General features: G+C 69.6%; 26 protein-coding genes, 2 tRNA genes and 1 riboswitch. Of the genes, 12 read left to right on the top strand and 16 right to left on the bottom strand.

The window, feature by feature from the left end:
• Positions 1–127: 127 nt before the first annotated feature.
• On the bottom strand, positions 128–994 hold the full coding sequence (locus ABZX61_RS34160) for a helix-turn-helix transcriptional regulator (protein ID WP_350731473.1): 867 nt from the start codon (positions 992–994) through the stop codon (positions 128–130).
• Between the two features lie 233 nt (positions 995–1,227).
• Between ABZX61_RS34160 and ABZX61_RS34155 the strand changes: the two genes are divergently transcribed.
• Complete coding sequence (locus ABZX61_RS34155) at positions 1,228–1,704, top strand: ATP-binding protein (protein ID WP_350731475.1); 477 nt, start codon at positions 1,228–1,230, stop codon at positions 1,702–1,704.
• 10 nt (positions 1,705–1,714) lie between these two features.
• Here ABZX61_RS34155 and ABZX61_RS34150 read toward each other — a convergent pair whose 3' ends face one another.
• The 7 genes from ABZX61_RS34150 to ABZX61_RS34120 all read right to left on the bottom strand — a co-directional run bounded on the left by ABZX61_RS34150 (position 1,715) and on the right by ABZX61_RS34120 (position 8,075).
• Positions 1,715–2,215 carry a DinB family protein gene (locus tag ABZX61_RS34150; protein ID WP_355200216.1) on the bottom strand — a complete coding sequence of 167 codons (501 nt, stop codon included), beginning with the start codon at positions 2,213–2,215 and terminating at the stop codon, positions 1,715–1,717.
• A gap of 20 nt (positions 2,216–2,235) precedes the next feature.
• The gene (locus tag ABZX61_RS34145) at positions 2,236–3,192 is read right to left on the bottom strand and encodes a hypothetical protein (RefSeq protein ID WP_355200215.1); all 957 of its coding nucleotides are present in this window, start codon (positions 3,190–3,192) and stop codon (positions 2,236–2,238) included.
• Between the two features lie 5 nt (positions 3,193–3,197).
• Positions 3,198–3,339, bottom strand: a riboswitch (cyclic di-AMP (ydaO/yuaA leader).
• A gap of 65 nt (positions 3,340–3,404) precedes the next feature.
• Positions 3,405–4,484, bottom strand: coding sequence for a galactose-1-phosphate uridylyltransferase (gene galT, locus ABZX61_RS34140; protein WP_355200214.1), 1,080 nt, complete (start codon positions 4,482–4,484; stop codon positions 3,405–3,407).
• Entirely contained in the window at positions 4,481–5,257 is a 777-nt protein-coding gene (locus ABZX61_RS34135; protein ID WP_350731483.1) for a DeoR/GlpR family DNA-binding transcription regulator, read from the bottom strand. Before ABZX61_RS34135 ends, galT begins: the two co-directional genes overlap by 4 nt.
• Positions 5,258–5,515: 258 nt before the next feature.
• Positions 5,516–6,826 carry a TrpB-like pyridoxal phosphate-dependent enzyme gene (locus tag ABZX61_RS34130; protein ID WP_355200213.1) on the bottom strand — a complete coding sequence of 437 codons (1,311 nt, stop codon included), beginning with the start codon at positions 6,824–6,826 and terminating at the stop codon, positions 5,516–5,518.
• 38 nt (positions 6,827–6,864) lie between these two features.
• Positions 6,865–7,491 carry a uridine kinase gene (locus tag ABZX61_RS34125; protein ID WP_355200212.1) on the bottom strand — a complete coding sequence of 209 codons (627 nt, stop codon included), beginning with the start codon at positions 7,489–7,491 and terminating at the stop codon, positions 6,865–6,867.
• A 2-nt stretch (positions 7,492–7,493) separates the two neighbouring features.
• A complete protein-coding gene (locus tag ABZX61_RS34120) occupies positions 7,494–8,075 on the bottom strand; it encodes a hypothetical protein (protein ID WP_355200211.1) in 582 nt (193 codons plus the stop codon).
• Between the two features lie 357 nt (positions 8,076–8,432).
• Between ABZX61_RS34120 and ABZX61_RS34115 the strand changes: the two genes are divergently transcribed.
• Positions 8,433–8,768, top strand: coding sequence for a hypothetical protein (locus tag ABZX61_RS34115; RefSeq protein WP_355200210.1), 336 nt, complete (start codon positions 8,433–8,435; stop codon positions 8,766–8,768).
• Here the strand turns inward: ABZX61_RS34115 and ABZX61_RS34110 are convergent.
• Positions 8,733–8,806: transfer RNA gene (locus tag ABZX61_RS34110), tRNA-Gly, on the bottom strand. The genes ABZX61_RS34115 and ABZX61_RS34110 overlap by 36 nt on opposite strands.
• 89 nt (positions 8,807–8,895) lie before the next feature.
• Here ABZX61_RS34110 and ABZX61_RS34105 point away from each other — a divergent pair.
• Positions 8,896–8,972: transfer RNA gene (locus tag ABZX61_RS34105), tRNA-Pro, on the top strand.
• A 264-nt stretch (positions 8,973–9,236) separates the two neighbouring features.
• Here ABZX61_RS34105 and ABZX61_RS34100 read toward each other — a convergent pair.
• From ABZX61_RS34100 to ABZX61_RS34090, 3 genes are all read right to left on the bottom strand, one after another.
• Positions 9,237–9,683, bottom strand: a complete 447-nt coding sequence (locus ABZX61_RS34100; RefSeq protein WP_355200227.1) for a serine hydrolase — start codon at positions 9,681–9,683, stop codon at positions 9,237–9,239.
• 141 nt (positions 9,684–9,824) lie between these two features.
• Positions 9,825–10,175, bottom strand: a complete 351-nt coding sequence (locus ABZX61_RS34095; RefSeq protein WP_355200209.1) for an MmcQ/YjbR family DNA-binding protein — start codon at positions 10,173–10,175, stop codon at positions 9,825–9,827.
• Between the two features lie 10 nt (positions 10,176–10,185).
• A complete protein-coding gene (locus tag ABZX61_RS34090; protein ID WP_355200208.1) occupies positions 10,186–11,490 on the bottom strand; it encodes a M50 family metallopeptidase in 1,305 nt (434 codons plus the stop codon).
• A 156-nt stretch (positions 11,491–11,646) separates the two neighbouring features.
• On the opposite strand from ABZX61_RS34090, the gene ABZX61_RS34085 reads away from it, so the two are divergent.
• Entirely contained in the window at positions 11,647–12,243 is a 597-nt protein-coding gene (locus ABZX61_RS34085; protein ID WP_355200207.1) for a response regulator transcription factor, read from the top strand.
• Between the two features lie 117 nt (positions 12,244–12,360).
• Here the strand turns inward: ABZX61_RS34085 and ABZX61_RS34080 are convergent, their stop codons facing one another.
• Complete coding sequence (locus ABZX61_RS34080; RefSeq protein WP_355200206.1) at positions 12,361–13,476, bottom strand: PP2C family protein-serine/threonine phosphatase; 1,116 nt, start codon at positions 13,474–13,476, stop codon at positions 12,361–12,363.
• A gap of 118 nt (positions 13,477–13,594) precedes the next feature.
• Between ABZX61_RS34080 and ABZX61_RS34075 the strand changes: the two genes are divergently transcribed.
• Positions 13,595–14,824, top strand: a complete 1,230-nt coding sequence (locus ABZX61_RS34075) for a GNAT family N-acetyltransferase (protein ID WP_350731501.1) — start codon at positions 13,595–13,597, stop codon at positions 14,822–14,824.
• Between the two features lie 24 nt (positions 14,825–14,848).
• Entirely contained in the window at positions 14,849–14,995 is a 147-nt protein-coding gene (locus ABZX61_RS34070) for a hypothetical protein (protein ID WP_350731502.1), read from the top strand.
• Here the strand turns inward: ABZX61_RS34070 and ABZX61_RS34065 are convergent.
• Positions 14,992–15,459, bottom strand: coding sequence for a ribose-5-phosphate isomerase (locus ABZX61_RS34065; RefSeq protein WP_350731504.1), 468 nt, complete (start codon positions 15,457–15,459; stop codon positions 14,992–14,994). The genes ABZX61_RS34070 and ABZX61_RS34065 overlap by 4 nt on opposite strands.
• Positions 15,460–15,550: 91 nt before the next feature.
• Between ABZX61_RS34065 and def the strand changes: the two genes are divergently transcribed.
• Positions 15,551–16,036 carry a peptide deformylase gene (gene def / locus ABZX61_RS34060; protein WP_192786922.1) on the top strand — a complete coding sequence of 162 codons (486 nt, stop codon included), beginning with the start codon at positions 15,551–15,553 and terminating at the stop codon, positions 16,034–16,036.
• Between the two features lie 9 nt (positions 16,037–16,045).
• The gene (locus ABZX61_RS34055; protein WP_355200205.1) at positions 16,046–16,777 is read left to right on the top strand and encodes an SDR family oxidoreductase; all 732 of its coding nucleotides are present in this window, start codon (positions 16,046–16,048) and stop codon (positions 16,775–16,777) included.
• Between the two features lie 211 nt (positions 16,778–16,988).
• Here ABZX61_RS34055 and ABZX61_RS34050 read toward each other — a convergent pair whose 3' ends face one another.
• Positions 16,989–18,392 carry an aldehyde dehydrogenase family protein gene (locus ABZX61_RS34050; RefSeq protein WP_355200204.1) on the bottom strand — a complete coding sequence of 468 codons (1,404 nt, stop codon included), beginning with the start codon at positions 18,390–18,392 and terminating at the stop codon, positions 16,989–16,991.
• Between the two features lie 127 nt (positions 18,393–18,519).
• Positions 18,520–19,020 carry a disulfide bond formation protein DsbA gene (locus tag ABZX61_RS34045; protein ID WP_355200203.1) on the bottom strand — a complete coding sequence of 167 codons (501 nt, stop codon included), beginning with the start codon at positions 19,018–19,020 and terminating at the stop codon, positions 18,520–18,522.
• Positions 19,021–19,230: 210 nt separating this feature from the next.
• On the opposite strand from ABZX61_RS34045, the gene pepN reads away from it, so the two are divergent.
• The 4 genes from pepN (at position 19,231) to ABZX61_RS34025 (ending at position 24,877) form a co-directional block, all read left to right on the top strand.
• A complete protein-coding gene (pepN, locus tag ABZX61_RS34040) occupies positions 19,231–21,795 on the top strand; it encodes an aminopeptidase N (RefSeq protein WP_355200202.1) in 2,565 nt (854 codons plus the stop codon).
• Positions 21,796–21,922: 127 nt separating this feature from the next.
• Positions 21,923–23,122, top strand: a complete 1,200-nt coding sequence (locus tag ABZX61_RS34035) for an ROK family transcriptional regulator (RefSeq protein ID WP_355200201.1) — start codon at positions 21,923–21,925, stop codon at positions 23,120–23,122.
• Entirely contained in the window at positions 23,119–24,015 is an 897-nt protein-coding gene (locus ABZX61_RS34030; protein ID WP_355200200.1) for a sugar ABC transporter permease, read from the top strand. The genes ABZX61_RS34035 and ABZX61_RS34030 overlap by 4 nt, the downstream gene beginning before the upstream one ends.
• A 103-nt stretch (positions 24,016–24,118) precedes the next feature.
• The gene (locus ABZX61_RS34025; RefSeq protein ID WP_355200199.1) at positions 24,119–24,877 is read left to right on the top strand and encodes a carbohydrate ABC transporter permease; all 759 of its coding nucleotides are present in this window, start codon (positions 24,119–24,121) and stop codon (positions 24,875–24,877) included.
• The last annotated feature ends 8 nt before the right edge of the window (positions 24,878–24,885 follow it).

Raw genomic sequence — 24,885 nt, 5'->3', positions numbered from 1 at the left:
CATGTGCGGTGTTGGGCATGCTCCGCTACGGCGGGATCCAACGCCGATGGCCAGTCTAGGGCAGATGCGTACCCAACAACGACGTCCGCGCCGTCACAAGTCGCCCGCGATCATCCGTTACCGTCCGTCAGAACTCGTCCGCGATCGTCCGCAACAGCTCGACCGTCTCGTCCGGAGTGGTGCTCACGGCGCAGAGGCGCTCCATCACCTCGGTGTATCGGTCCACGTCTTCACGCTTGTCGAGGTAGAGCGCGCTCGCCAACTGCTCGACGTACACGACGTCGGGCAGATCGGTGTCGGGGAAGCGCAGGACGCTGAACGCCCCGCCTTCCGCGCTGTGCCCGCCGAAGCTGAACGGCATGATCTGAATAGTGATTTTGGGCTGGCGCATCAGGTCGATGAGGTGCTCGATCTGGGCCCGCATCACCTCGACGCCGCCGATGGGGCGTCGTAGGGCGGCCTCGTCGATCACGGCCCAGAACACTGGCCCGTCCGGCCTGTCGAACATCCGCTGGCGCTCCAGCCGGAGATCCACTCTTCTGGAGATCTCCTCGGCCCCGATTCCCGCCGATCCGGCGGTCACGACGGCCCTTGCGTACTCCTTGGTCTGCAGCAGTCCTGGCACGAACTGGACTTCGTAGGTCCTGATCCTGGCGGCGGCCTCTTCAAGGCCGACGTACGCCTGGAACCACGTGGGCAGGACATCGTTGAACCGGTGCCACCAACCAGGCTCGTTGGCGGTGGCGACCAGGTCGAGTACGGCGGAGCGGGCCTGCTTGTCGATGACCCCGTAGAGGGTCAGCAGGTCCGCCACGTCCCGTTCTTTGAACCCCACTCGGCCCAGCTCCATGCGGCTGATCTTGGATTCGGAGCCACGGATGAGATGGCCCGCCTCCTCACGAGTGACGTTCTTCGCTTCCCTGAGCTTGCGCAGCTGGGAGCCCAGGAGGATGCGCAGCGCCGTCGGTCCGGAACCCGGCTGGTTCTGCGTCACTTTGCCTCCTATCAAGGTCCGCACACACAGTGACACCACATTGCCGGGTATGACAAGGTCTCAACCCCGTGTCCGATTAGCAGAGTTATGCCCCAAAACGCCGCTTGCTACTGCACAATGCAAGTGCACGTGCATTTGGGTCTTGCAGGTGCAGCGATCGTGACCCATGATGGCTTAGTGCATATTGGGCCAAACATGCACTAAGTCGGACTGAACGGGGAGGTATCGGCAGCATGGTGGAGGATCCTCTGGCCACTGCCGATGCATTGCAAATCACCCGTGACGTGGGCTTCGACCACCTGCTGATGGGCGGCAAGCCGTACACGACCTCGTGCCCGTTGCCCTTTCAGGCCGACTCCGTGAAGACGGCCAGGGACGTGACCCGCTCGACCCTGAGGGGCTGGGGCCTGCACGAACTCAGCGACGACGCCGCGCTGGTGGTGTCGGAGCTCGTGACCAACGCGGTGCGCTACGCGATGTACGCGGCGGGACGGCGGGAGATCGAGCTCTTGCTGATGCGCGTACAGCCGCACGTGCTGCTGGCGGTGGCCGACCCCAGCGACGAGGTGCCGCGCCCCAAGGAGCCGGACTTCATCTCGGAGAACGGGCGCGGCCTCTACATCGTCGAGACCTACAGCCAGTGCTGGGGCTGGGACCCGCTGGCCCGCGGCGGCAAGGCCGTGTGGGCGCTGTTCCGCACCGAGCCCTGATCGGCCCCGGTCACTCTCCGGTCACCCCGTCGATGCGCTCGCGCAGCAGATCCGCGTGACCGTTGTGCCGCGCGTACTCCTCGATCATGTGGATGAGGATCCAGCGATGGGTGCATTCCTGGCCTCTGTGGTCACCGACGGCGTCCAGCGGCCTGGCGTCCGAGATGGCGCGGGCGCGCTCGACCTCCTCTTCCCACGTGGCGAAGGCCTCCTTGACCGAGGCGGCGTCCACTTCCTTGAAGTCGGCGTCGTTGTCGCGGTCCTTGTCCCACAGCTTGGGGAGGTCCTCGCCGTTCAGCACGCGGCGGAACCAGGATCGTTCGACGTTCGCCAGGTGCCGGACCAGGCCGAGCAGGGACATGGTCGAGGGTGAGACGGAGCGCAGGCGCAGCTGATCGTCCGACAGGCCCGCGCACTTGACGGCGAGGGTGCCGCGGTGCCATTCGAGCCAGTTGTTCAGCGTGGTCCGCTCGTCGCCGGTGAGAGCGGGCGGGATTCGGGTGTCAGTCATGATGTCCGACCTTATCCAGCTCAGTACATCGAGATGTGGACGTGGTCGTAGTGGTTCTCGGTGACGCTGCCGCGGTCCGACATGGCCCGCCAGCCCGAGCCCATGTTGATGCGCTGCTTCCAGATCACGTACTTGACGCCGAGCTTGCCCTTGTTCTTGAGCGCCCAGTCCGCGATGCGGTCGCCCAGGGCGTTGTTGATGGCCGCGGGCATCGTCCCGCCGGTGCTCATCATGAAGTCGCAGGCCCGCCCGAGCGGGTGCTCGCCGCTGGAGCCCGAGCGGAAGCAGCCCACCGTGTACGGCAGCTTGAAGTTCTTGCCCAGCTCCGCCTTCATCAGCCGCGTACGGGCCGTGATGTTGTCCGAGCCCGAGGGCAGTTCCGGTGCCCAGCTCCCGTCGGACTTGCGGCCGGGACCGAGCGGCACGAGGTCCTGGAGCTTCTTCTTGATGTCGTCGATGATGTCCTCGGCCTCGGAACGCTGTTCGGTCACGTCCTTGGCGTCCACGCCGATCTGGGTGGCCAGCGCGGCGGCCTCGTCGGAGGCCTTCTTCTTGTCGTCGCGGGCCTTGGCCACCCCCTGGACGAGGGCCTGCTGCTCGGCCGTCAGCTGTTCGAGCAGGGCGGCGCCGCCGCCGTTCTGGACCATCAGGACGGAGGGCAGCGACGGGTCGTGGTTCTGGTAGCGCATCCTGGCGAGGTCGCCGACCCGCTGCTCGGCGGCGGCCAGCGTCGTCTCCGCGGCCGCCAGCCGCTCCTTGGCCGCCTTGGCGGCGGCCTGCGCCTTGGCCAGCTCGACGCGCTTGAGGTTGTACTTCTCGATGAGCTTGTCGATCTTGCTGTTGAGCTGCTTGAGCTGGGCGCGGAGCTCGGCCTCCGACGGCTTGGGGGCCGCCGAGGCCGCGGTCGCCGGCAGGAGGGCGACGGCTGCGGCGGCGACGAGGCCGATGGCAAGAGTCGCGGGGGACGGAGCCGCCACGTGGATGTTCCTCTCCCTCTGCCGGCCGGGTTAGCTGACGGGTTCGGGCTGGGAGCTGCGTGCCCTACCACCGAAGTGGATTCACCCCAGGTGCGGATGGGTCCCCGGCTCCCGGGCGACTCGCCCGGGATTAGGCGTGTGCCTGCTGTTACGGCCAGGCACAAAAGGGATGTTAGTGGTAGATCACGAGTAACGCGACCCCCATTAGAAATCTAATAGTGATCTACCTGTGATCGAAGCATCCGCGCGGCCTCCTCCGGCAGCACGTCGTTCACGAACGCCCCCATGGCGGACTCCGACCCGGCCAGGTACTTGAGCTTGCCCGGCGCCCGCCTGATGCTGAACAGCTCCAGGTGCAGGTAGCCGAGCTCGCGGTCCTGCCGCACGGGCGCCTGGTGCCAGGCCGAGATGTACGGCATCACCACGCCGAACAGGTCGTCGAAGGCCCGCAGCACCGAGGTGTACAGGGGCGCGAACGCCGACCGCTCCTCCTCCGTCAGCGCCGCCAGATCGGGCACCTGCCGGTGCGGGTAGATGTGCACCTCGTACGGCCACCGCGCGGCGGCCGGCACGAACGCCGTCCACAACTCGTTGGAGGCCACCACGCGCGTCCCCGCGGCCCGCTCGGCGGCCAGCACGTCGGCGAACAGGTTCCCCTTCGAGTAGCGCCTGGCGGCGGCGAGCTGGAGCCTGGTCCTGGGCGTGACGTACGGGTAGGCGTAGATCTGGCCGTGCGGGTGGGCCAGCGTGATGCCGATCTCCTCGCCCCGGTTCTCGAAGCAGAACACCTGCTCCACGCCCTCGATCCCGGACAGCTCGGCCGTCCGGTCGGCCCACGCCTCCATGACCAGCTCCACCTGGCCGTCGGAGAGCTGGGAGAACGACGACGAATGCTCAGAGGTGAAGCAGACCACCTCGCACCGCCCCACTCCCGGCCGGACCTCACTCAGGCCCCCCACGTCTGTATAAGTCCCGAAATTGGTGGAGAAGGAGGGGAATCGGTTCTCGAACACCACCACGTCGTAGTCGTACGCCGGGATCTCCGACGAGCGCGTGTCCGACGACGGGCACAGCGGGCACTCGCTCGCCGAGCCGGTCGGCTGGAACGTGCGCGTCTGCCGGTGCCCCGCCATCGCGATCCACTCCTCGGTCAGCGGGTCGTAGCGCAGCTCGGAGGCCACCGGCCGGGGGTCGAGCACCCGCCGGTCGATCGCGCTCCGGTCGGCGTCGTCCCGCTGATCGAAGTAGATCAGCTCACGGCCGTCGGCCAGATGGGTGATGGTGCGCTTCACGAGCCCTCCGCGATGATCAGTTCTCCGGCCCGTTCGGCCAGCTCCATGCGTGCGTCCTCAGGCAGCCCCGCGTCGCTGACGACCACGTCGGCCTCGGTCAGCTCGGCGATGGTGCTGATGCCGACCGTGTTCCACTTCGTGTGGTCGGCGGGGATGACCAGCCGGTTGGCGGCCGCCACCAGCTCCCTGTCGGTCTCCGATTCCAGCAGGTTGGGGGTGGTGAACCCGGCCCGCACGCTCATCCCGTGCACGCCGAGGAACAGCGTGTCCACGTGCAGGCGGCGGATCGCGGCCACGGCCACCGGGCCCACCAGCGCGTCGGACGGCGTGCGCACGCCGCCGGTCAGCACGACCGTGCGGTCGGAACGCGGGTTGCGGTGGAAGACCTCGGCGACGGGGATCGAATTGGTGATCACTGTCAGCTCGGGGACGGCGATCAGGTGGCGGGCCAGCGCCCACGTGGTGGTGCCCGCCGAGAGCGCCACGGCCGTGCCCGGGCGGACGAGGCCGGCCGCGCGGCGCGCGATGGCCTCCTTCTCCTGCTGCTGGCGGGCCGACTTGGCGGTGAAGCCCGGCTCCTCGGTGGAGCCGGGGCCGAGGGCGGTGGCGCCGCCGTGCACCTTCTCCAGCAACCCGCGCTCGGCCAGCACCTCGAGGTCCCGACGGATGGTCATGTCGGATACGCCCAGCTCGCGGACCAGGTCCGCGACCCGGACGCCGCCGTTGCTGCGCACGCGTTCGAGGATCGTCTGCTGACGCTGCTGTGCGAGCACGCCCGCTCCTTCCAACAGATTCCACCAAATTATGACACGGAATTGTTGGGGAATGTTAGTTCGCGTGCTGCGCTTGCGCTGGTCAGCACGGGCGGGGAGGCTCGTGGCGTAGCCGATCATTGGCCCGATCACCGGAGGCGAGCTTATGGCCAGGCGCTCACGCAAGGGCAAGGCACGCAAGAAGAAGAAGGCGAACCACGGCAAGCGCCCCACGGCGCGCTGACCGGGTGGCCGCCTCTTTCGGCGGCCACCCCGCTTTCAGCCCGGCAGCTCGGTCAGGGCCTGCTCGATGCGGTCCTGCGGCAGCGTGTAGTCCTCCAGGTGCCCGGCCAGGTAGCGGTCGTACGCGCTCAGGTCGAAGTGGCCGTGGCCGCAGAGCGCGGTCAGGATCACCTTCTCCTCGCCGCTCTCCTTGCACCGCAGGGCCTCGGCGATCGTCTCCGCGAGCGCGTGCGTGGGCTCCGGGGCGGGCACGATGCCCTCGGTCCTGGCAAAGCGGACACCCGCCTCGAAACACTCGCTCTGGGCGCGGGTGACCGCCTCGAACAGGCCCAGCTCGTACATGTGCGACAGCAGCGGCGACATGCCGTGGTAGCGCAGGCCGCCCGCGTGGATCGGGTCGGGGATGAACGCGTGCCCCAGCGTGTGCATCTTGAGCAGCGGCGTGAGGCCCGCGGTGTCGCCGAAGTCGTAGGCGTACACGCCGCGCGTGAACGACGGGCAGGCGGCCGGCTCGACCGCCCTGAACACGGTCCGTATCCGCCCGGCCAGCTTCTCGCGCAGGAACGGGAAGGTGAGGCCGGCGAAGTTCGAACCGCCGCCGGTGCAGCCGATGACCAGGTCCGGCATCTCGGGCAGCTGTTCCAGTGCCTCCTCGCCGATCACGGTCTGGTGCAGGAGCACGTGGTTGAGTACCGAGCCGAGCGCGTACCGGGCGTCGGGCGTGGCGGCGGCCACCTCGACGGCCTCGCTGATCGCGATGCCCAGGCTGCCGGGCGAGTCCGGGTCGTCCGCCAGCACCTTGCTGCCCGAGCCGGTGATGGGTGACGGGCTGGCGTGGACGGTGGCGCCGTACACCTGCATGAGAGAGCGGCGGTACGGCTTCTGGTCGTACGAGGCGCGCACCATCCAGATCTGGCATTCGAGGTCGAACTGGGAGCAGGCGAACGCCAGGGCCGACCCCCACTGCCCGGCGCCCGTCTCGGTGGTCAGCAGCCGCACGCCTTCGCGGGCGTTGTAGTACGCCTGGGGTACGGCCGTGTTCGCCTTGTGCGACCCGGCGGGCGAGACCCCCTCGTACTTGTAGTAGATCCTGGCCGGCGTATCGAGGGCCTTCTCGAGCCGGCGCGCCCGGATCAGCGGCGTCGGCCGCCAGAGCCGGTAGACGTCGAGCACCTCTTGCGGGATCGGGACGAACCGCTCACCGCTCACCTCCTGGCCGATCAGCTCCATCGGGAAGAGCGGCGCCAGGTCGTCGGGCCCCACGGGCTCGCGCGTCGCCGGGTGCAGCGGCGGCGGAGGCGGGGCGGGCAGGTCGGGAACGATGTTGTACCAGTGACTGGGGATCATCGCCCCAGTCTGCGCCGCTCACGTTCCGTGTTCCAGCATCACGCGTCGCGGGTCATGACGGCGAGTCTGCGGGGATGATCGGCCCTGACCACGACGTCGGCCGCCCGCTGGGGGCGGGCCTCACGCTCGTAGCGCTCGTACGCGGGCAGCCGCCACCGCTCGTCCTCAGGAGTCCCGCGCTCCAGCGCCCCCGCCGACAGCCACACGTGCACGCTCACCTCGAACGCCAGCCCCCGTCCCAGCAGCAGCGTCCCGTCCACGATCAGCACGCCGCCCGGGGGCAGCTCCTCGTACGGCACCCGGTACGCCCGGTCGACGCGGCTGTCCCAGAGCCGCGGCAGCACCCGCCCCGAGCCGCCCTCGTCCAAGGGCTCCAGCACTTCCCTCCGGAGCGCCTTGACGTCGAGCCAGTCCTCGTAGAAGGCGTCCGGATCGGTCCTGCCGTGCTCCAGCCGCAGGGACGCGGGCCGCAGGAAGTCGTCCGCCGACACGCGCAGCACGGGCCGCCCGCGCAACCGGAGCGGGGCGACGAGCTCGTCCGCCAGTGTCCCGGGACGCGCCGCCGCGGCCCCGTCCACGGCCATCCGCACCCACCCCGGCCGTCCGGCGACCCGTTCGGCCAGCTCCTCGACGAGGCCATCACGGGAGATCGCTCGTGCGCGCATGCCTACGATCGCAGGCCCGCCACGAACCGGTCCATCTCCGCGGTCACGTCCCTGAGGATCTCGACCGATCGGACCGGGTCCTCGAAGGCCTCCAAGCCGTGATCGGCGCCGGGGACCTCCAGGTACGGGTGGCCCAGCCCACGCGCGGCCTCCCCGTCCCAGAGCTTGTCGGCGCTCCCGCCCACCAGCAGCGTGGGCGCCCCGGCGCGGCGTAGCGCCTCGACAACGGCCTCATGCCTGAGTAGCGGGGTGAGCCAGATCGCGGGCAGCCCCCGCTCGGCGGCCAGCGGCGCGGCGAACGTGCCGAGCGACTTGCCGACCAGGAGCAGGCGCTCGGCCCGCTCACCGTCGAGGGCCTGCCTGGCCTGCTCCATGACCCAGCCGGCCAGCTCCCCCGCGTCCTGGGTCGCCGGCGACTGCCACCAGACCTCCCGCACGGACCAGCCGTGCCGCCTGAGGACCGCGCCGGCGAAGTGGAGGAGGGGACGGGCGGGCACGTAGCCCCTTCCGGGAAGCAGCACGGCCACCCGATCAGGATCGCCGTCGTGCCGCGTCGCAGCTCCGAAGATCCTTTCTGGCACCATCCCCCAAGGATAGGCACAGACGCGAAGGGCGGGACGGCTTCAGATCTTCACCTGCACATCCAGCCGTCGTCCACGTCGGCCAGGGTGTCTCGCACGGACGCCGGCAGTTCGAAGGTCCCCGGACCGTCCAGGTACGGCGAGTCCGTGGCGATGCCCTTCGCGTGGACCCCATCGAAGACCGGCCGACCTGGCAGGACGGGGAGCCTCCGTGTGCCCGAGGTCCGGCCGCACCGTCGCCGCCTCGCGGTCCGCGGCTCGCTCCTTGTGCCCCCCTCTCACCGGCACGGCGATCAGCCACGTTTCCGAATCGTCGATCGCCCTCACGCACGTACGCCGGCCGGCCATGCAGTGGCGATCGTGAGGGCCGCAGCTGTGGGGCGGCGCGGCAAGATGACCCTCTACTGCTATGTCTGCCTGGGGCAAAAGCGAGCCGGCGAGCTGATGACCCGTATGGGGCGCTCCTCCACGCGAGCGGCGCTGATCTACCAGCACGCGACGCAGGATCGTGACCAGGCCATCGCGCAGGCGCTCGGCAAGGCGCTGAAGGGGGCACGGAAGGAGCACGGGAAAAAGACGACGGGCACGGAAGATCAAGAAGAAGTAGTCCAGATCACGAAGGCCAGGTCGCCTCATGGGGCTGACCTGGCCTTTCGCCTTTGGAGCGGACGACGGGAATCGAACCCGCGTAGCTAGTTTGGAAGACTAGGGCTCTACCATTGAGCTACGTCCGCGCGAACCGGTCGAACTCTGGTCTAGACTTCATCCGGTCGTTAGGGCGTAAGCGTACCGGAGTCCCGGAGCGCATGCGCACTCGGCTAAGCGGGGCGTGGCGCAGCTTGGCAGCGCGCTTGCTTTGGGAGCAAGAAGTCGCAGGTTCAAATCCTGTCGCCCCGACCAGCTCAGAAGGCCCTCTCCGATGTGGAGCGGGCCTTCTGCTTGACTGTCGCTCCCACGAAGTGCCGAAGACCCGCTCCACGGCCCCGGGACACACTCCCGCCGAGAGCCGCAGGCGGGCGCCAGGCAGGTGCACGCGATGCCAAGTGGCCGTAGATCAGCGGCTCCTTGCCCGCCCGGCGGCCATAGCGCGCTCGAACCTCCTCGGAGGTGAAGGCCGGCCAGCCGCCGTCAGCCCGGCTTCGAGACGTACGGGCATGATCGCTCTCATGAAGCTACCCGCGCCGGATCCGGGACTGACAGCCCGACCTGGGTGAGCAGGACTCCGGTGAGCTGGTTGGCCGGGTCGGCGTAGACGGTGGTGCCCGTTCCGCCGTCCCAGCCGAACCGGCCGATGGGCGCGTAGTCGCCACGGTAGGTGCGCATCGCCATCCCGAAACCCCAGCCACCCTGCTGCCCTTGGCCGAACGACACACGGACGTTGTTGCCGGCCAGGGCGGTTCGGGCGGCTTCCTGCGCGGGCGTGAGGCAGTTGCCGGTCATCAGCTGGACGGCGGGCCGGGACAGGATCCGTTCGCTGCCGTGCATCCCGCCATTGAGCAGCATCCGGAAGTAGGCGTGGTAGTCGTCGACGGTGGAGACCACATCATTGGCGGCCGACCGGAACTCCCGAGGTTGGCTGTAGCGTCCCCCCTTGGCCCCGTCCCATACGATGAACTTTCCTGGCTGCGGATCGGGTACGTAGCCGGTCGATCTTGTCGGCGGGCACGTGGAAGCCGGTGTCCTTCATGCCCAGCGGAACGAGGGGTGTGGGCCACCTCCACCACGGAGATGGCCTTCGGCGTTTCACGCCGGTCAGGGCATGCGGGCGATCAGCGACTTCGGGGCGATCTGGCGGTAGGCGTCGGCGACGATCTCCGCGACCTCCGTCCAGTCCACCTCCACGTCCAGGTAGACCCCCAGCCACCCCCGGTGCCCCACGTACGGCGGGCGGAAGAAGCGGTCCGGGTCCTCGGCCACGAGCTCCCCCTGCGTCCCGGGAGGCGCGGCGCACCAGAAGGCGAGCCGGTCGTCGTGGTGGTGGTCGGCGAACATCACGAACGTCTTCTTTCCACGGACGAACCAGGTCGGCTCCCCGTGGCTGGGCCGTTCGGTGACCTCCGGCAGCGCGAGGCAGAGGGCGCGCAGCCGTTCCAGGGCGTCCATGGCGGGGGCGTCAGCCGGTCAGCGTGAGCGGGTTGACCAGGTCGGCGTAGACCAGCAGGCCAGCCATGATCATCATGGCGAACGCGATCACGTACGTCAGCGGCAGCACCTTGGCGATGTCCACGTAGGCCGGCTCCGGCCGCCGCATGACCTTGGCGTAGGCCCGCTTGATGCCCTCCCACAGCCCGCCGGCGATGTGGCCGCCGTCGAGCGGCAGCAGCGGGATGAGGTTGAACATGCCGATCGCCAGGTTGAACCCGGCCAGCAGGTTGACGAAGAAGGCGACCTTGTTCGTGTTGGACAGGTCGGAGGCGAGGATCTCGCCGCCCAAGCGGCCCGCGCCGACCACGCCCACCGGACCCTCGGGGTCGCGTTCCTCGCCCGAGAAGGCCGCCTGCCAGACGCCGACCATCTTCTGCGGCAGGTTGACGATCGAGCCCGCCACCCGGCCCATCAGCCCGCCCATGTAGCCGGGGACCTGGCCGATGCTCTGCTGCTGCATGACCTCCGTGGGCCGGACGCCGAGATAGCCCACGTTCTTGTCGATCTTCTTCGGGTCCTGCGGGTTGGGCCGGTCCTGGGCGATGAGCGTGACGTTGAGGGTCATGGGCTTGCCGTCGCGGACGATGCCGAGCGCGACCGGGCCGGCGCCGTGGGAGCGGATCAGGCGGGTGGCGTCATCCCAGGAGGCGATCTTCTGGCCGTCGAGGGAGACCATGCGGTCGCCGGCCTTCATGCCCGCCTGGGCGGCCGGGCTGGGCTTGTCGGTGGGCTTGCACGTGTTGCGGTGCTCCGAGATCGGGATCACGCACGTTTCGGTTCCGGGCGACACGATCGGGGCCAAGGCGGGCAGGCCGATGCCGACCAGCAGGACGCTGAAGAAGACGAACGCGAGCACGAAGTTCATCGCCGGGCCGCCGGACATGATGATGACCTTCTGCCACCACTTCTTCCGGTAGAAGACCCGGTCCTCGTCGCCGGGGAGCACCTCCTCCTGCGCCGCTTCGCGCGCGGAGTCGATGAGGCCCTGGAACGGCCCGGTCGAGGCGCTCCTGAGCTTGGTCGGGTCGTCACCGGGGCGCGGCGGCAGCATGCCGATCATGCGGATGTAGCCGCCGAACGGGATCCACTTGATGCCGTACTCGGTCTCGCCCTTGCGCCGTGACCAGGCGGTCGAGCCGAAGCCGACCATGTACTGGGTCACCTTGACGCCAAAGATCTTGGCCGGCACGAGATGTCCTATCTCGTGCAACGCGATGGAGAACATCAGCCCGAGGAGAAAGAGGATGATCCCCACGATGTAGAGCCAGTTCATCTATGCGCGCTCCGTAGCCGACGACAGGGGTGGACGAACCGTCCGACAGCCCCAGGGTAGTCGAACAACCCCCGCTCCACGGCTTGCGTGCCATTTAGAGAGGATTGACAGTCCGCTATCAAACAATCACTCTGGGTGACGATGGAGGGGGTCGTCTTGATTCAGATTCTGATCGCCGAGCACCTGCCCTTGGTCCGCCGCGGACTGCTCGCCACCCTGGAGGCCGAGCCTGATCTGCGCGTCGTCGCCGAGGTCGGCTGCCCCGAGGCGGCGGTGCGGGCGGCGCTGGCGCACGGGCCCGACGTGGCGGTCGTCGACCTCGACCTGCCGGGGCTGCCGGTGGCCGTCCAGCTCGCCGAGCTGGCGCCGCGCTGCGGGGTGCTGATGCTGTCGGCCCGCCCCAACCCCGGGCAGGTGCGCAAGGCGCTGGCGGGGCCCGCGCTGGGGTTCATGAGCCTGTGCGTGGGGCCGGAGCGCCTCGCCGAGGGAGTGCGCCAGGTCGCGGAGGGCGGCCGGGCCATCGAGGCGGAGCTGGCCGTGGCCGCGCTCCAATGCGCGACGAACCCGCTGACCCGCCGGGAGCTCGACGTGCTGCGGATCGCCGCGGGCGGCGCGCGTTCCACGGAGATCGCCGACCAGCTCTTCCTGTCGGTGGGCACTGTGCGTAACCATCTGTCGCGGATCATGTGCAAGACGGGCGCCCGCAACCGTCTCGACGCCGTACGCATCGCGAGCGACTCCGGGTGGATCTGAGACGGGTCCGGCGGAGCCGCGCCGCTCCCCCGGGCCCGAACCCCTAGAGGATCTCAGCAGCGCGAGGACGCCGCCAGTGAGCACGATCACGACCGCCCCGTGTGAAACGTCACCGATCTAGGGCCGCCAGATCAGCACCAGCGCGCAGTCGTCGTTGTGGCCCGAGGACATGGCGTTGACCAGGGCTCTGGCGCCGTCGCGGAAACCGGACGGCAGCAGCCGCTCCGCCTCCCCGAGCAGCCGGTCGAGCCCGGCGTCGATGTCGCGGCCCGGCTGCTCGATCAGTCCGTCGGTGTAGAGCAGCAGCGCGTCACCCTTGCGCAGGGTGCCGCTGTCGGGCTCGCAGTGCAGGTCGGGGACGACGCCGAGCACGACGCCCTTGGCCGTGGCCACCTGCCAGTTTCCGGTGCCCGCGTCGAACTTCACCACCGGCGGATGACCGGCCGAGGTGATCGTGTAGTCGCCGGTCTCGAGGTCGAGGCGTACGTGCACCGCGGTCACGAAGCCCTCGTCGCCCCGCTGCCGGTGCAGGTAGGTGTTGCACGCGGGCAGGAAGTCCTCGACCGAGCCGAGCAGCCCGCCGAACGTGCCCGACAGCAGCAGCGCCCTGGTGCCCGCGTCGACCCCCTTGCCCGACACGTCGACCAGCGCGATCTCCACGGAGTTGCCGTCGCGCATGGAGACCAGGAAGTCACCGCCGAACGAGGACCCGCCCGCCTGCTTGAGCACGACCTTGCCGCCCCAGTCTTTCGGCAGCGCGGGCAGCTCGCCCTGGCTCCTGAGCCGGTCGCGCAGCTCCAGCAGCATCGCGTCGCCGCGCAGCCCCTGGACACCCAGCGTGCCCCTGGTGCGCGCCATCAGCACGGCCAGCACAGTGGTGAACCCGATCGTCACCATGAGCCCCAGCCCGACGCGGCCCACGCCCAGCGTGATCGCGATGTAGCCGAGCGCGGCTCCGACCCCCACCAGCAGTTTGACCAGGCTGCGCAGCCGGAGCTGGAGCCCGCCGATCAGGGTGACCAGGATGAGCAACGACGGCGAGAAGAATTCGGTCGAAACCTTCGCCGCCAGGAACCCGATGACGAGCGCGAGCGTGGTCAGCGCGACGAGCAGGTTGCGGTCGCGGGCCAGCGGGCCACGCCGGACGAACCGCACGGCAGCCACCAGAAACGGCACCCGCACCAAGACCGCGCGGACCCGTGGCGGGATCAGCGGCGCCGGACGGGTACTCATGATGGGCCTGACTGTATCGGTCTGACCCGTGTTTGGGCAGCCCACTTGACCAAGGCCTTGATCATTAAGCACGTATATTGGGTGGCCGTCCCCCTTTGCCCGCTCCTACCGTGGACAGATGACGTATCCGATCCGTCCGATTGACGAGTCCGAGTGGCCGGTCTATTTCCCGGTCCTCGAAGAAGCGTTCGGCTGGACTCCGCACCCCCAGCAACGGGAACGGTTCAAGGCGGAGACCGAGTTCGATCGCACGCTGGCTGCCTTTGACGGCGATGTCATCGCGGGCACCACCGCCGTCCTGAGCCTCACCATGACCGTCCCCGGCGGCCGGCTCCCCGTCGCGGGCGTGACGAGCGTCAGCGTGCTCCCCTCGCACCGCCGCCGCGGCATCCTGTCCGCGCTGATGCGCAGGCAACTCGCCGACATCCGCGAGCGCGGCGAGAGCGTCGCCGCGCTCTATGCCTCCGAGGCGGCCATCTACGGCCGGTACGGATACGGCAGGGCCTCGCACGAGCTGTCGTTCCGCATCAACAAGGCCGGCTCCGCGTTCGTCGGGAACGCCCCCGTGGACCCGTCGCTCAGGCTCAGGGTGGCCACGCCCGCCGACGTCCGCGCCGACCTGGAGCAGGTGTTCGCCTCCGTCGCGACCCGCCGCCCGGGTCGCTATGACCGCCAGTCGCACAACTGGGACGCGGTGCTGGCCGACGAGGAGTTCGACCAGCGCGGCAACGGGCCGCTGCGCTCGGTGCTCGCCGAGGACGACGACGGCGTGCGCGGCTATGCGCTGTTCCGGATCAAGGGGTCCTGGGACGCCAACGGCATCCCCGACGGGGAGCTGAAGCTGCAGGAACTGGAGGCGACCGACCCGGCGGCCTACGCCCTGCTCTGGCGCAACATCCTCGACCGCGACCTCGTCTCCAAGATCGAGGCGGGCGGCAGGCCGGTGGACGACCCGCTGATCGCGCTGATCGCCGACCAGCGCCAGCTCCGCGCGACCTGGGCGGACGAGCTGTGGGTACGCGTGGTCGAGGTCGACAAGGCACTCACCTCGCGCGCCTACTCGGCAGCGGTGGACGTGGTGATCGAGGTCGAGGACGACGTGTGCCCGTGGAACGCCGGGCGCTGGCGGCTCACCGCCGACCCGACCGGCGCCGAGTGCAAGCCGGTCGAGGACGAGCCGGACATGACGCTGCCGGTGGCCGCGCTGGGCTCGGCCTACATGGGCGACGGCCTGCTCGTGGAGTCGCTGGAGGCGGGCCTGCTGCGCGAGCACTCAAGCGGCTCGGTACGCGCGCTGGCCACCGCGATGTCGTGGAGCCCGAAACCGTGGTGCGGCCTCGTCTTCTGATGAGCCTGGCGTAAGGTCGAAGGCATGGCATTGCAGAGCCTGCAGATCACCGCGACCATCGCCATGCGTGCCCGCGACGTGTCGAAACCGTCGAAGGAGCAGCAGGAGGCCGCCGACCGGCGGCCTCTGCGCGACGAGATGCCCAAACGCGACGTCAAGCGCAAGGGCTAGGGCAGCGAGGGCAGCTGACCGATCGTCTCGTACGTGGTCAGTTGCGCGATGCGCCTGCTGTGGCGCTCGCTGCCGGTGAACACCGTGGTCAGGAAGACTTCCACGAACCTGGTGGCGTCCTCCGTGGAGTGCATGCGCGCGCCGAGGCTGACCACGTTGGCGTTGTTGTGCTCGCGGGCCAGGCCGGCCGTCTCCTCACTCCAGGCCAGCGCGGCGCGGATGCCGCGTACCTTGTTGGCGGCGATCTGCTCGCCGTTGCCCGAGCCTCCGATGACCACCCCCAGGCTGCCGGGGTCGCCCGCGACGCCCTCGGCCGCGCGCAGCACGAACGCGGGATAGTCGTCCTCGGCGTCGTAGACGAAGGGACCGCAGTCGGTGACCTCGTGACCGTGGTCTTTCAGCCAGGACACGAGGTGGTTCTTGAGCTCATAGCCGGCATGGTCGGCACCGATGTAGACACGCACCCGCCCAGTCTTCCACAGCCCCCGCGAATGAGCCTCGCTGGCTAGAGTAAGGACCTCTACCGTTGTCCAGTCCTTACGAAAGTAGATGTCCATGCGTGAGATCCGTGTCATCGGCGATCCGGTCCTGCGCACGCCCGCCGATCCCGTGACGGATTTCGACCGCGAGCTGCGCCGGCTGATCGACGAGATGTTCCAGGCGATGTACGCGGTCAACGGCGTGGGCCTGGCCGGCCCGCAGATCGGCGTGTCGCGCCGGCTGTTCGTGTACGACATCGCCGGGCGCAAGGGTCACGTGCTCAACCCGGTGCTGACCGTCGACGACCCGGAGGAGGTGACGGACGAGGAGGGCTGCCTGTCCGTGCCCGACCGGCAGACGCGGCTGCCGATCTACGCCCCGGTGGCGCGGGCCGCGGGCGTGACCGTCGAGGGGATCGACAGGCTCCAGCGTCCGGTACGGATCAAGGCCCGCGGCTCGCTCGCGCGCTGCTTCCAGCACGAGACCGAGCACCTCGACGGCAAGCTGTACGTCGATCGCCTGCCGCGAAACGAAGCCCGCAAGATCATGCTCCGAGCATAGGTTGGGCGCATGAGCATACTTTCCGGGAAAGGCGCGTTGGTCACAGGAGGATCCAGGGGAATCGGCAAGGCCATCGTGGAGCGGCTGACCGCCGACGGGGCAGAGGTCGTCTTCTGCTACGAGCGCTCGACCGAGGCCGCGGAGCAGGTCGCCAAGGAGACGGGCGCGCACGCCGTACAGGCCGATCTGGGCAGCAAGGAGGATCTGGCGCGGCTGTTCGACGAGGCCGGGTCGCGGCTGCCCGGGCTCGACATCCTGGTCAACAACGCCGCCGCCGTGCTCGGGCAGAAGCCCATGGCGGAGATCACGGATGAGGAGTACGAGCGGGTGTTCGCGGTCAACACCCGGTCGGTCTACCTGGCCATGCAGTGGGCCGCGCGGGTGATGCGCGACGGCGGGCGCATCATCAACATCTCCACGCTCAACACGCAGGTGCCCGCTCCCGCTCTGACGCTCTACTGCGGCAGCAAGGGGGCCGTCGAGCAGTTCGCCAAGGTGGCGGCGCGGGAGCTGGGCGGGCGCGGGATCACCGTCAACGTGGTCTCGTCCGGCGCCACCGACACGGACATGCTACGGGGGACCAACCCGCCGGAGGCGCTGGAGCAGACGGCGGCGATGACGGCGCTGGGACGGCTCGGGCAGCCCGGCGACATCGCCTCCGTGGTCGCCTTCCTGGCGGGGCCCGACTCGCGCTGGATCACCGGCCAGAACCTCAACGCCACGGGCGGCCTGCTGGTCTGACCCACCTCTCTTCCCGTCGGCGCCGCCCCTCACCCACGCAACCGGGGGGCGGCGCCCCTCATGGATGCCACACCCGGCGCGGCTCTCGGAGCGCGCCTTCACGGCGGTGTGGTTGGCCGGGCGGAAGTGCAGGGTCGCCGGGGCGTTCGTCGGGCCGCGGGCCGTGGGCAGCCCCACGACCCGATGGGCCGACGGAGCCGCCGGCACGGCGTTACAGCTGCATCGCCTTGGTCTCGAGGTATTCCTCCAGGCCCTGCTCCCCCAGCTCCCGCCCCACCCCCGACTGCTTGTAGCCGCCGAAAGGCGCCAGCGGGTTGAAGCGGCCGCCGTTGATGGCCACCTGCCCCGTGCGCAGCCGCCGGGCGACGGCGATCGCGCGGTCCTCGGTGGCCGCCCAGACCGCTCCGGCCAGGCCGTATTTCGTGTCGTTGGCGATCGCGACGGCCTTGTCCTCGCTCGTGTACGGGATCAGCGACAGCACCGGGCCGAAGATCTCCTCCTGCTCGATCGTCATCCCCGGCTCCACCGCCGCGAACACGGTGGGCTCCACGTAGTAGCCCCGATCGAAGGGCCGCTCGGTGCCGCCGGCCACCAGCCGGGCGCCTTCCTCCTGGCCCCGGTTGATGTAGCGGACCACGCGGTCGCGCTGGGTGGCGGAGACCAGCGGGCCGATCTTGGTGGACTCGTCGAAGGGATCGCCGACGGTGTAACCGCGCGCCGCCTCGACGGCCAGGCGGACGGCCTCGTCGTACTGGTCGCGGTGGACGATCATGCGGGTCCACGCCGAGCAGGTCTGGCCGGCGTTGACGAAGCAGTTGGCGACGCCGACCTTGACGGCCAGCGCCAGATCGGCGTCGGGGAGGATGATGTTCGCCGACTTGCCCCCGAGCTCGAGCGCGACCCGCTTGACGGACTCGGCGGCGAGCGCGGCCACCCTGCGCCCGGCGGCGGTCGAGCCGGTGAAGGAGACCATGTCCACCTCGGGGTGGGCGGCCATGGCCTCGCCGACGACCGGGCCGCGCCCGCTGACCAGGTTGAACACGCCCGGCGGCAGGCCCACCTCGGCGAAGATCTCCGCCAGCGCGTACGCCGCCAGCGGCGCCACCTCGCTCGGCTTGAGCACCACGGTGCAGCCGGCGGCCAGCGCGGGGGCCACCTTGCAGATGATCTGGTGCAGCGGATAGTTCCACGGCGTGATCGCGGCGACCACCCCGATGGGCTCCTTGACCACCATCGAGTTGCCGACGCGCGACTCGCGGGGGTGGGTCTCGGCGAGCTGCGCGTAGGAGGACAGCACGGTCGCCGGCATGAGCGTCTGCACCCTGCGCGCGAAGCCCAGCGGTGCGCCCATGTCGGTGGCGATCGTCTTGGCGATCTCCTCGGAGCGCTGCTTCAGCAGCTCGGCGGCGTCGCCGAGCAGCTTGCCGCGCTCCGAGGCGGCCGTTTCGGACCAGCCGGGGAAGGCCTTTCGAGCGGCGCCCGCGGCCGACTCGACGTCGTCGGGAGATCCCGCGGGCACGCGGTCGATGATCTCTTCCGTGGCCGGGTTGACGACGTCGATCGGCTCGTCCGACGCAGAAGCGGTCCAGGAGCCGCCGATGTACAGCTGACGCATAGCCACCATCCTGTCAGGAGCTCAGGTGGCGGTGAGAGGCTTGTCCTGATGCAGGGATAAGTCTTCTACACCGCAAGCAGCGTTCTTCCGCCAGCGTACGATGATTGACCCCTGTAAAATGAGAGAGTTAGTCGAATTCGGGGCGCCTGGTCCGACTGCGCTTCAGCTCGAAGAAATCCTCGAAGGACGTGACGGCGAGCACGCCGTCCCAGAGCCGGCCCGCGTCCTCACCCCTGATGATCTTGGTGATCACCGGTCCGAAGAAGGCGTTGGCGCCGACCCGGATGACCGGGGTGCCGACCTCCTGGCCGACGAGGTCGATGCCCTCGTTGTGGGAGGTGCGGATGGCCTCGTCCCATTCGTCGGAGTCGACGGCCTCGATGAGCTCCTTCTCGAGCCCCGTGGCCTCGAGCGCGCTCTCGATGACCTCGCGCAGGCGCTCCGGCTCCCTACCCAGGCCCTGGTTGTGCAGGCGGGTGCCGAGCTCGGTGTAGAGCGGGCCGAGGATCTGCTCGCCGTGCTTGGCGGCCGCGGCGGCGACGACCCGGACAGTGCCCCTGGCCCGCTCGGTCGACTTGCGGTACTCATCCGGGATGTCCTTGTCCACGTTGAGCACGTAGAGGGACATGATGCGCCAGCGAGGCTCGATGGGACGGACCTTCTCAACTTCGAGAAGCCATCGTGACGTGACCCATGCGAAGGGACAGGCAGGATCGAACCACAGATCCACGGGAATCTTTTCGCTCATGTGGACCCGTAACCTGAGGTGGATCGGGTCCTATTCCCAGCGTGGCACGATACGGACAAAGTTCGATGAAGTGGTGAAAAGGAGCGCAACTTGGCAGGCAATCTGACCCGGGACGAGGCTCGTGAGCGCGCCCGGTTGATGAAGGTCGAGTCGTACGAGGTCGCACTCGACCTGACCGAGGGAGAGGAGCGCTTCGAGAGCGTCACCACAGTCCGTTTCACCAGCGCCCGGCCGGGCGCGTCCACCTTCATCGACCTGCACGGCGCCCACGTGCGCAAGGTGACGCTCAACGGCGAGGACCTCGACGTGTCCGCCTACGACGAGGAGAAGGGCCGCTTCCCGCTCCCGTCGCTGGCCGCGGCCAACGAGCTGCGCGTGGACGCCGACTGCAGCTACATGCGCACCGGCGAGGGCCTGCACCGCTTCGTCGACCCGGTGGACAAGAAGGTCTACCTGCACAGCCAGTTCGAGACGGCCGACGCGCACCGCATGTACGCCTGTTTCGACCAGCCCGACCTCAAGGCCACCTTCCAGCTCACCGTGCTGGCCCCGGCCGACTGGGAGGTCGTCTCCAACGCGGCCGCCTCGGCGGTCGAGGAGCTGCCGGAGCAGGGCGGCAGGCACGGGGCGGTGGCCCCGGCCAGGCGGTGGGAGTTCCCGCCCACGGCGGCCATCTCGACGTACATCACCGCGCTGGTGGCAGGGCCGTACCACAAGGTGACCTCGGAGCACGACGGCATCCCGCTGGGGATCTACTGCCGGGCCTCGCTGGCCGAGCACCTCGACGCCGACAACATCCTCGAGGTCACCCGGCAGGGCTTCGACTTCTTCCACAAGGTGTTCGGGGTCCGCTACCCGTTCGGGAAGTACGACCAGTGCTTCGTGCCCGAGTTCAACGCCGGGGCCATGGAGAACGCGGGCTGCGTGACGTTCCTGGAGGACTACGTCTTCCGCTCCCGGGTCACCGACGCGGTGGTCGAGCGGCGCGCCGAGACGATCCTGCACGAGATGGCGCACATGTGGTTCGGCGACCTGGTCACCATGCGCTGGTGGGACGACCTGTGGCTGAACGAGTCGTTCGCCACCTACATGTCCGTCCTGGCCCAGGCCGAGGCCACCAGGTGGGGCAAGGGCGCGTGGACCACGTTCGCGAACGTGGAGAAGGCCTGGGCCTACCGCCAGGACCAGCTCCCCTCGACCCACCCCATCGCCGCGGACATCCCGGACATGCAGGCGGTCGAGGTCAACTTCGACGGCATCACGTACGCCAAGGGCGCCTCGGTGCTCAAGCAGCTCGTGGCCTACGTCGGCCTGGACAACTTCCTGGCCGGCGTACGCGACTACTTCGCCGAGCACGCCTGGGGCAACACCGAGCTGAAGGACCTGCTCAGCGCCCTGGAGCGGACCTCGGGCCGCGACCTTTCGTCCTGGTCGAAGGAGTGGCTGGAGACGTCCTGGGTCAACACGCTGCGCCCGGAGTTCGAGGTGTCCGACGGGCGGTTCACCGGCTTCGAGGTGCTGCAGGAGGCGCCCGCGGAGCACCCGACGCTGCGTTCGCACCGGGTCGCGGTCGGCCTCTACTCGCTGGTGGACGGCGAGCTGAAGCGGACCAAGCGGGTCGAGCTGGACGTGGTCGGCCCCCGTACGAGCGTGGCCCAGCTGGTCGGCGAGGAGCAGCCGGACCTGGTGCTGCTCAACGACGACGACCTCACCTACGCCAAGATCCGCCTCGACGACCGCTCGATGCGGACGCTGGTCGACGGCGGCATCGCGGCGTTCACCGAGTCGCTGCCGCGCGCCCTGTGCTGGTCGGCGGCCTGGGACATGACCCGTGACGGCGAGATGGCCACGCGTGACTACGTCAGGCTGGTCGTCTCGGGCGCCGGCACGCTCAAGGACATCACGGTCCTGCAGGCGGTGCTGCGCCAGGCGCGCATGGCCGTCCAGCAGTACGCCGACCCGGCCTGGCAGGCCGAGGGCCTGGCGCTGCTGGCCGCGGAGCTGCGCAAGCAGCTCGGCCAGGCCGCGGGGGGCTCCGACCACCAGCTCGCGTTCCTGCAGGCGTTCGCGCCGGTGGCCACCTCCGACGCGGACCTCGACCTGCTGCAGCGCATCCTCGACGGCTCCGAGGTGCCCGAGGGCCTGAGCGTGGACGCCGACCTGCGCTGGTCGCTCGTGCACGCGCTGGTCGCCGGCGGCCGGCTGGGCGAGGCCGACATCGACGCCGAGCTCGAGCGGGACCCTACTGCCACGGGTGAGCGGTCGGCGGCGCAGTGCCGGGCCGCGATCCCGACGGCCGAGGCCAAGGCCGCCGCCTGGGAGCGGGTCGTGGGCGGCAAGCTGGCCAACCACATCGCCCGTACGACGATCTCCGGGTTCCAGGACCCGCACCACACCGAGCTGCTGGCGCCGTACCGGGAGAAGTACTTCGCCGAGGTGGGGCGGATCTACCGGGAGTGGACGTTCGACCAGGCGTCGACGTTCGCGGTGGGGTGCTTCCCCGCGCTGCTCATCGAGCCGGAGACGGTGCGGGCCGCGCAGGACTACCTGGAGGCCGAGCAGCCGCCGCAGGCGCTGCGGCGGCTGATCCTGGAGGGCGCCGACGGCGTCAGCCGGGCGCTGCGCAACCGGGAGAAGGACGCCGCGTCCGCCTGACGCGCCGTTTCACGGAGGACCCCTGCCACCGGCGGGGGTCCTTTCGCGTGTCCGAGGGTTGACAGGCACGCGAACCAGGGGGGATATTTCGGGACTAACTTTACTTCTGAAGAAAGTCCCTCATCGCATGGTAAGCACCGATCGCGGAGACCTCACCCGGACGGCGATCCTCGCCCTGCTGGGCACGGTCGGGCCGCTCAGCCGCAGCGAGATCGCGCGCCGGCTCGACCTCAGCCCGGCCACCGTCACGCAGCTCACGCGGGAGCTCATGGGGCACGGGATGCTCGAGGAGCTCGATCTGACGCCGTCGCGCGGCGGGCGGCCCGCCGTGCGGCTGGGGCTGGTCGGGAGCGCGGGGCGGGCGCTGGGTGTCAAGGTGACGGCCGAGCACCTGGTGCTCGTCGACGTGCGGCTCGACGGGGAGGTGCTCGGCTCGTGGGAGCGGCCCTTCGACCCGTCCGCGCCCGACGCGCTCGACTCGCTGGCGGGGGCGATCTCGTCCGTGGTGGCGGAGAGCTCGGCCGATGAGCGGACGCCGCCGCTGCTCGGGATCGGGGTCGGGGTGCCGGGCAGCGTGGACGACCAGGCGGCCGGGACGGTGAACGCCCCCACGCTCGGGTGGCGGGCCATGGCGGTGGGCGGCTGGCTGCGGCGCCGGCTCGAACTGCCGGTGCTCGTGGAGAACGACGTGAACGCGCTGGCGGCGGCCGAGCGGCTGTACGGGCGGGGGCGTACGCACCGGGACTTCCTCGTGGTGACGATCGGGCGCGGCGTGGGCGCGGCGATCGTGGCGGACGGGCGGGTGTACCGGGGGGCGCGCGGCGGCGCGGGCGAGTTCGGCCACCTGCCGGTGGACCCCGGCGGGCCGGTGTGCGGCTGCGGGGCCCGGGGCTGCCTGGAGGCGTACGTCGGCGCCGCCGGACTGCTCGCCGCGGCCCGGGCCAAGAACGTCCATCTCGATCTGCCGGCGCTCGGCCGGGCCGCCGCCGGGGGCGACGCGGCGGCGCGGGAGGTGTTCGCCGAGGCCGGGGCCATCCTGGGGCGGGCCACCGCCGGGCTCATCAACGTCGTCGATCCCGAGGTCGTGGTGGTGCTCGGCGAGGGGACGGCCGACTGGCCGCTCTGGCGGGCGAGCTTCGACACGGCACTCAGGGCGCAGCTCTACCCGGGCCGGCGCGACATCTCCGTCGAGGTGGAGAGCTGGGACGACACGAGCTGGGCCCAGGGCGCGGCGGCCCTGGTGCTGGCCACCCCGTTCGACGCGGCGGGGGCGGCGGGCGAGCAGGGCCGCCTGGTGCGGGCCCGCCTGATCGGGGCGACGCCGTGACCCCCATCCAGGGCCCGCCCAGGAAGGGCTGGCGGTACGGGGTCACCGTCGCCGTGTTCCTGCTCCCCAGCCTCGTCCCCCTGACCCTCTACACGCTCATCCCGATGCTGGGCTCGTTATGGACGAGCCTGCACGAGTGGGACCTCATCACCGACATGCGCTGGGTCGGCCTGGACAACTACGCCGAGCTGATCGGCGACCCCGAGACCCGGGCGGCCTTCCTGCACACGCTCTCCTTCATCGCCGGCTATCTGCCGCTCGTCTACGTCGGCGGGCTGGGCCTGGCCGTGCTGCTGAACCGGGCGATGCGGGGCCGGAGCCTGCTGCGCGGCATCTACTTCCTGCCGGTGATCACGAGCTGGGTGGTCGTCGCGCTGATGTGGAAGTGGCTGCTCAACCCCGCCAGCGGCGTCGTGAACTGGGCGCTCGGCCTGCTCGGGATCAGCGGCCCCGGCTGGTGGACCGACCCGGACTGGGCGATGCCGTCGATCATCCTGGCCTCGGCCTGGAAGGACCTGGGCTTCGTGATGATCATCCTGCTGGCCGGACTGCAGGCGATCCCCCGCGAGTACCAGGAGGCCGCCATGGTGGACGGCGCGTCGGCCTGGCGCAGGTTCCGGCACATCACGCTGCCGCTGCTGTCGCCCTCGACGTTCTTCGTGGTCGTGATCTCACTGATCAACGGCTTCCAGGTCTTCGACCAGGTCAAGATCATGACCGGCGGCGGTCCCGGGGGCGCGACGCAGGTGGTGGTGTCGCAGATCTACGACCTGACCTTCAGGTACGGCAGGGCGGGTGCGGCCTCGGCGCTGTCCTGGCTGCTGTTCGCCGTGGTGCTGCTGGTGACCGTCGTGCAGATCCGAGGCCAGAAGCGGTGGGTGACCTATGGGTAGCCGAGGATGGATCCGCAGCGAAGCGAGGACATCCATCCGAGTCCGCCGAGCGGAGCTCGGCCAGATAGCACGCTACCTGCTGGTCGGGCTGGGTGCGCTGGCGATGTTGTTCCCGTTCGCGTGGGCGGTGATCACCTCCGTCACGCCCGGTGACGCGGTGCTGGCCGTGCCGCCCGACTTCACGCCCGGGGGCGCGAGCCTCGACGCGTACGGCAAGCTGCTGGAGACGTTGCCGTTCTGGCGCATCGTGCTCAACAGCGCCTGGATCGGCGCCGCCTCCACCGCGCTGCAGCTCGTCACGAGCGCGATGGCGGCCTACGCGTTCGCCCGGCTGCCGTTCCCGGGCAGGGGCGCGCTGTTCGCGGTCTATCTCGCGACGCTGATGATGCCGCTGCCGGTGCTGGTCGTGCCGCTGTTCATCGAGATGCGCACGTTCAACCTGGTCGACACGTATTTCGCGCTGCTCGCGCCGACGATCGCCTCGGCGTTCGGGGTGTTCCTGCTGCGGCAGGCGGTCAATCAGGTGCCGCGGGAGTTCGACGAGGCGGCGGTGCTGGACGGCGCCGGACATTTCAGGATCTTTCTGTACGTGGTGCTGCCGCTGATCCGCCCGGCACTGGCCACGTTCGCGATCTTCGGCTTCATGGCCAGCTGGAACAGCTACCTCTGGCCGCTGATCATCATCAAGTCGCCCGAGTTCATGACCCTCCCCCTGGGCCTGGCCACGCTGCACGGCCAGTTCACCACCGAATGGGACGTGGTCATGGCGGGCTCGGTGGTCAGCGTCGTACCGATCCTCATCCTCTACGTCTTCGCGCAGAAGCACGTCATCGCCAGCGTCGCGCAGAGCGGGCTCAAGTAAAGGAATCC

This window comes from Nonomuraea sp. NPDC003709, from assembly GCF_040610775.1.
Lineage (GTDB): Bacteria > Actinomycetota > Actinomycetes > Streptosporangiales > Streptosporangiaceae > Nonomuraea > Nonomuraea angiospora_A.
This window is presented reverse-complemented; position numbering and strand designations above follow the sequence as displayed.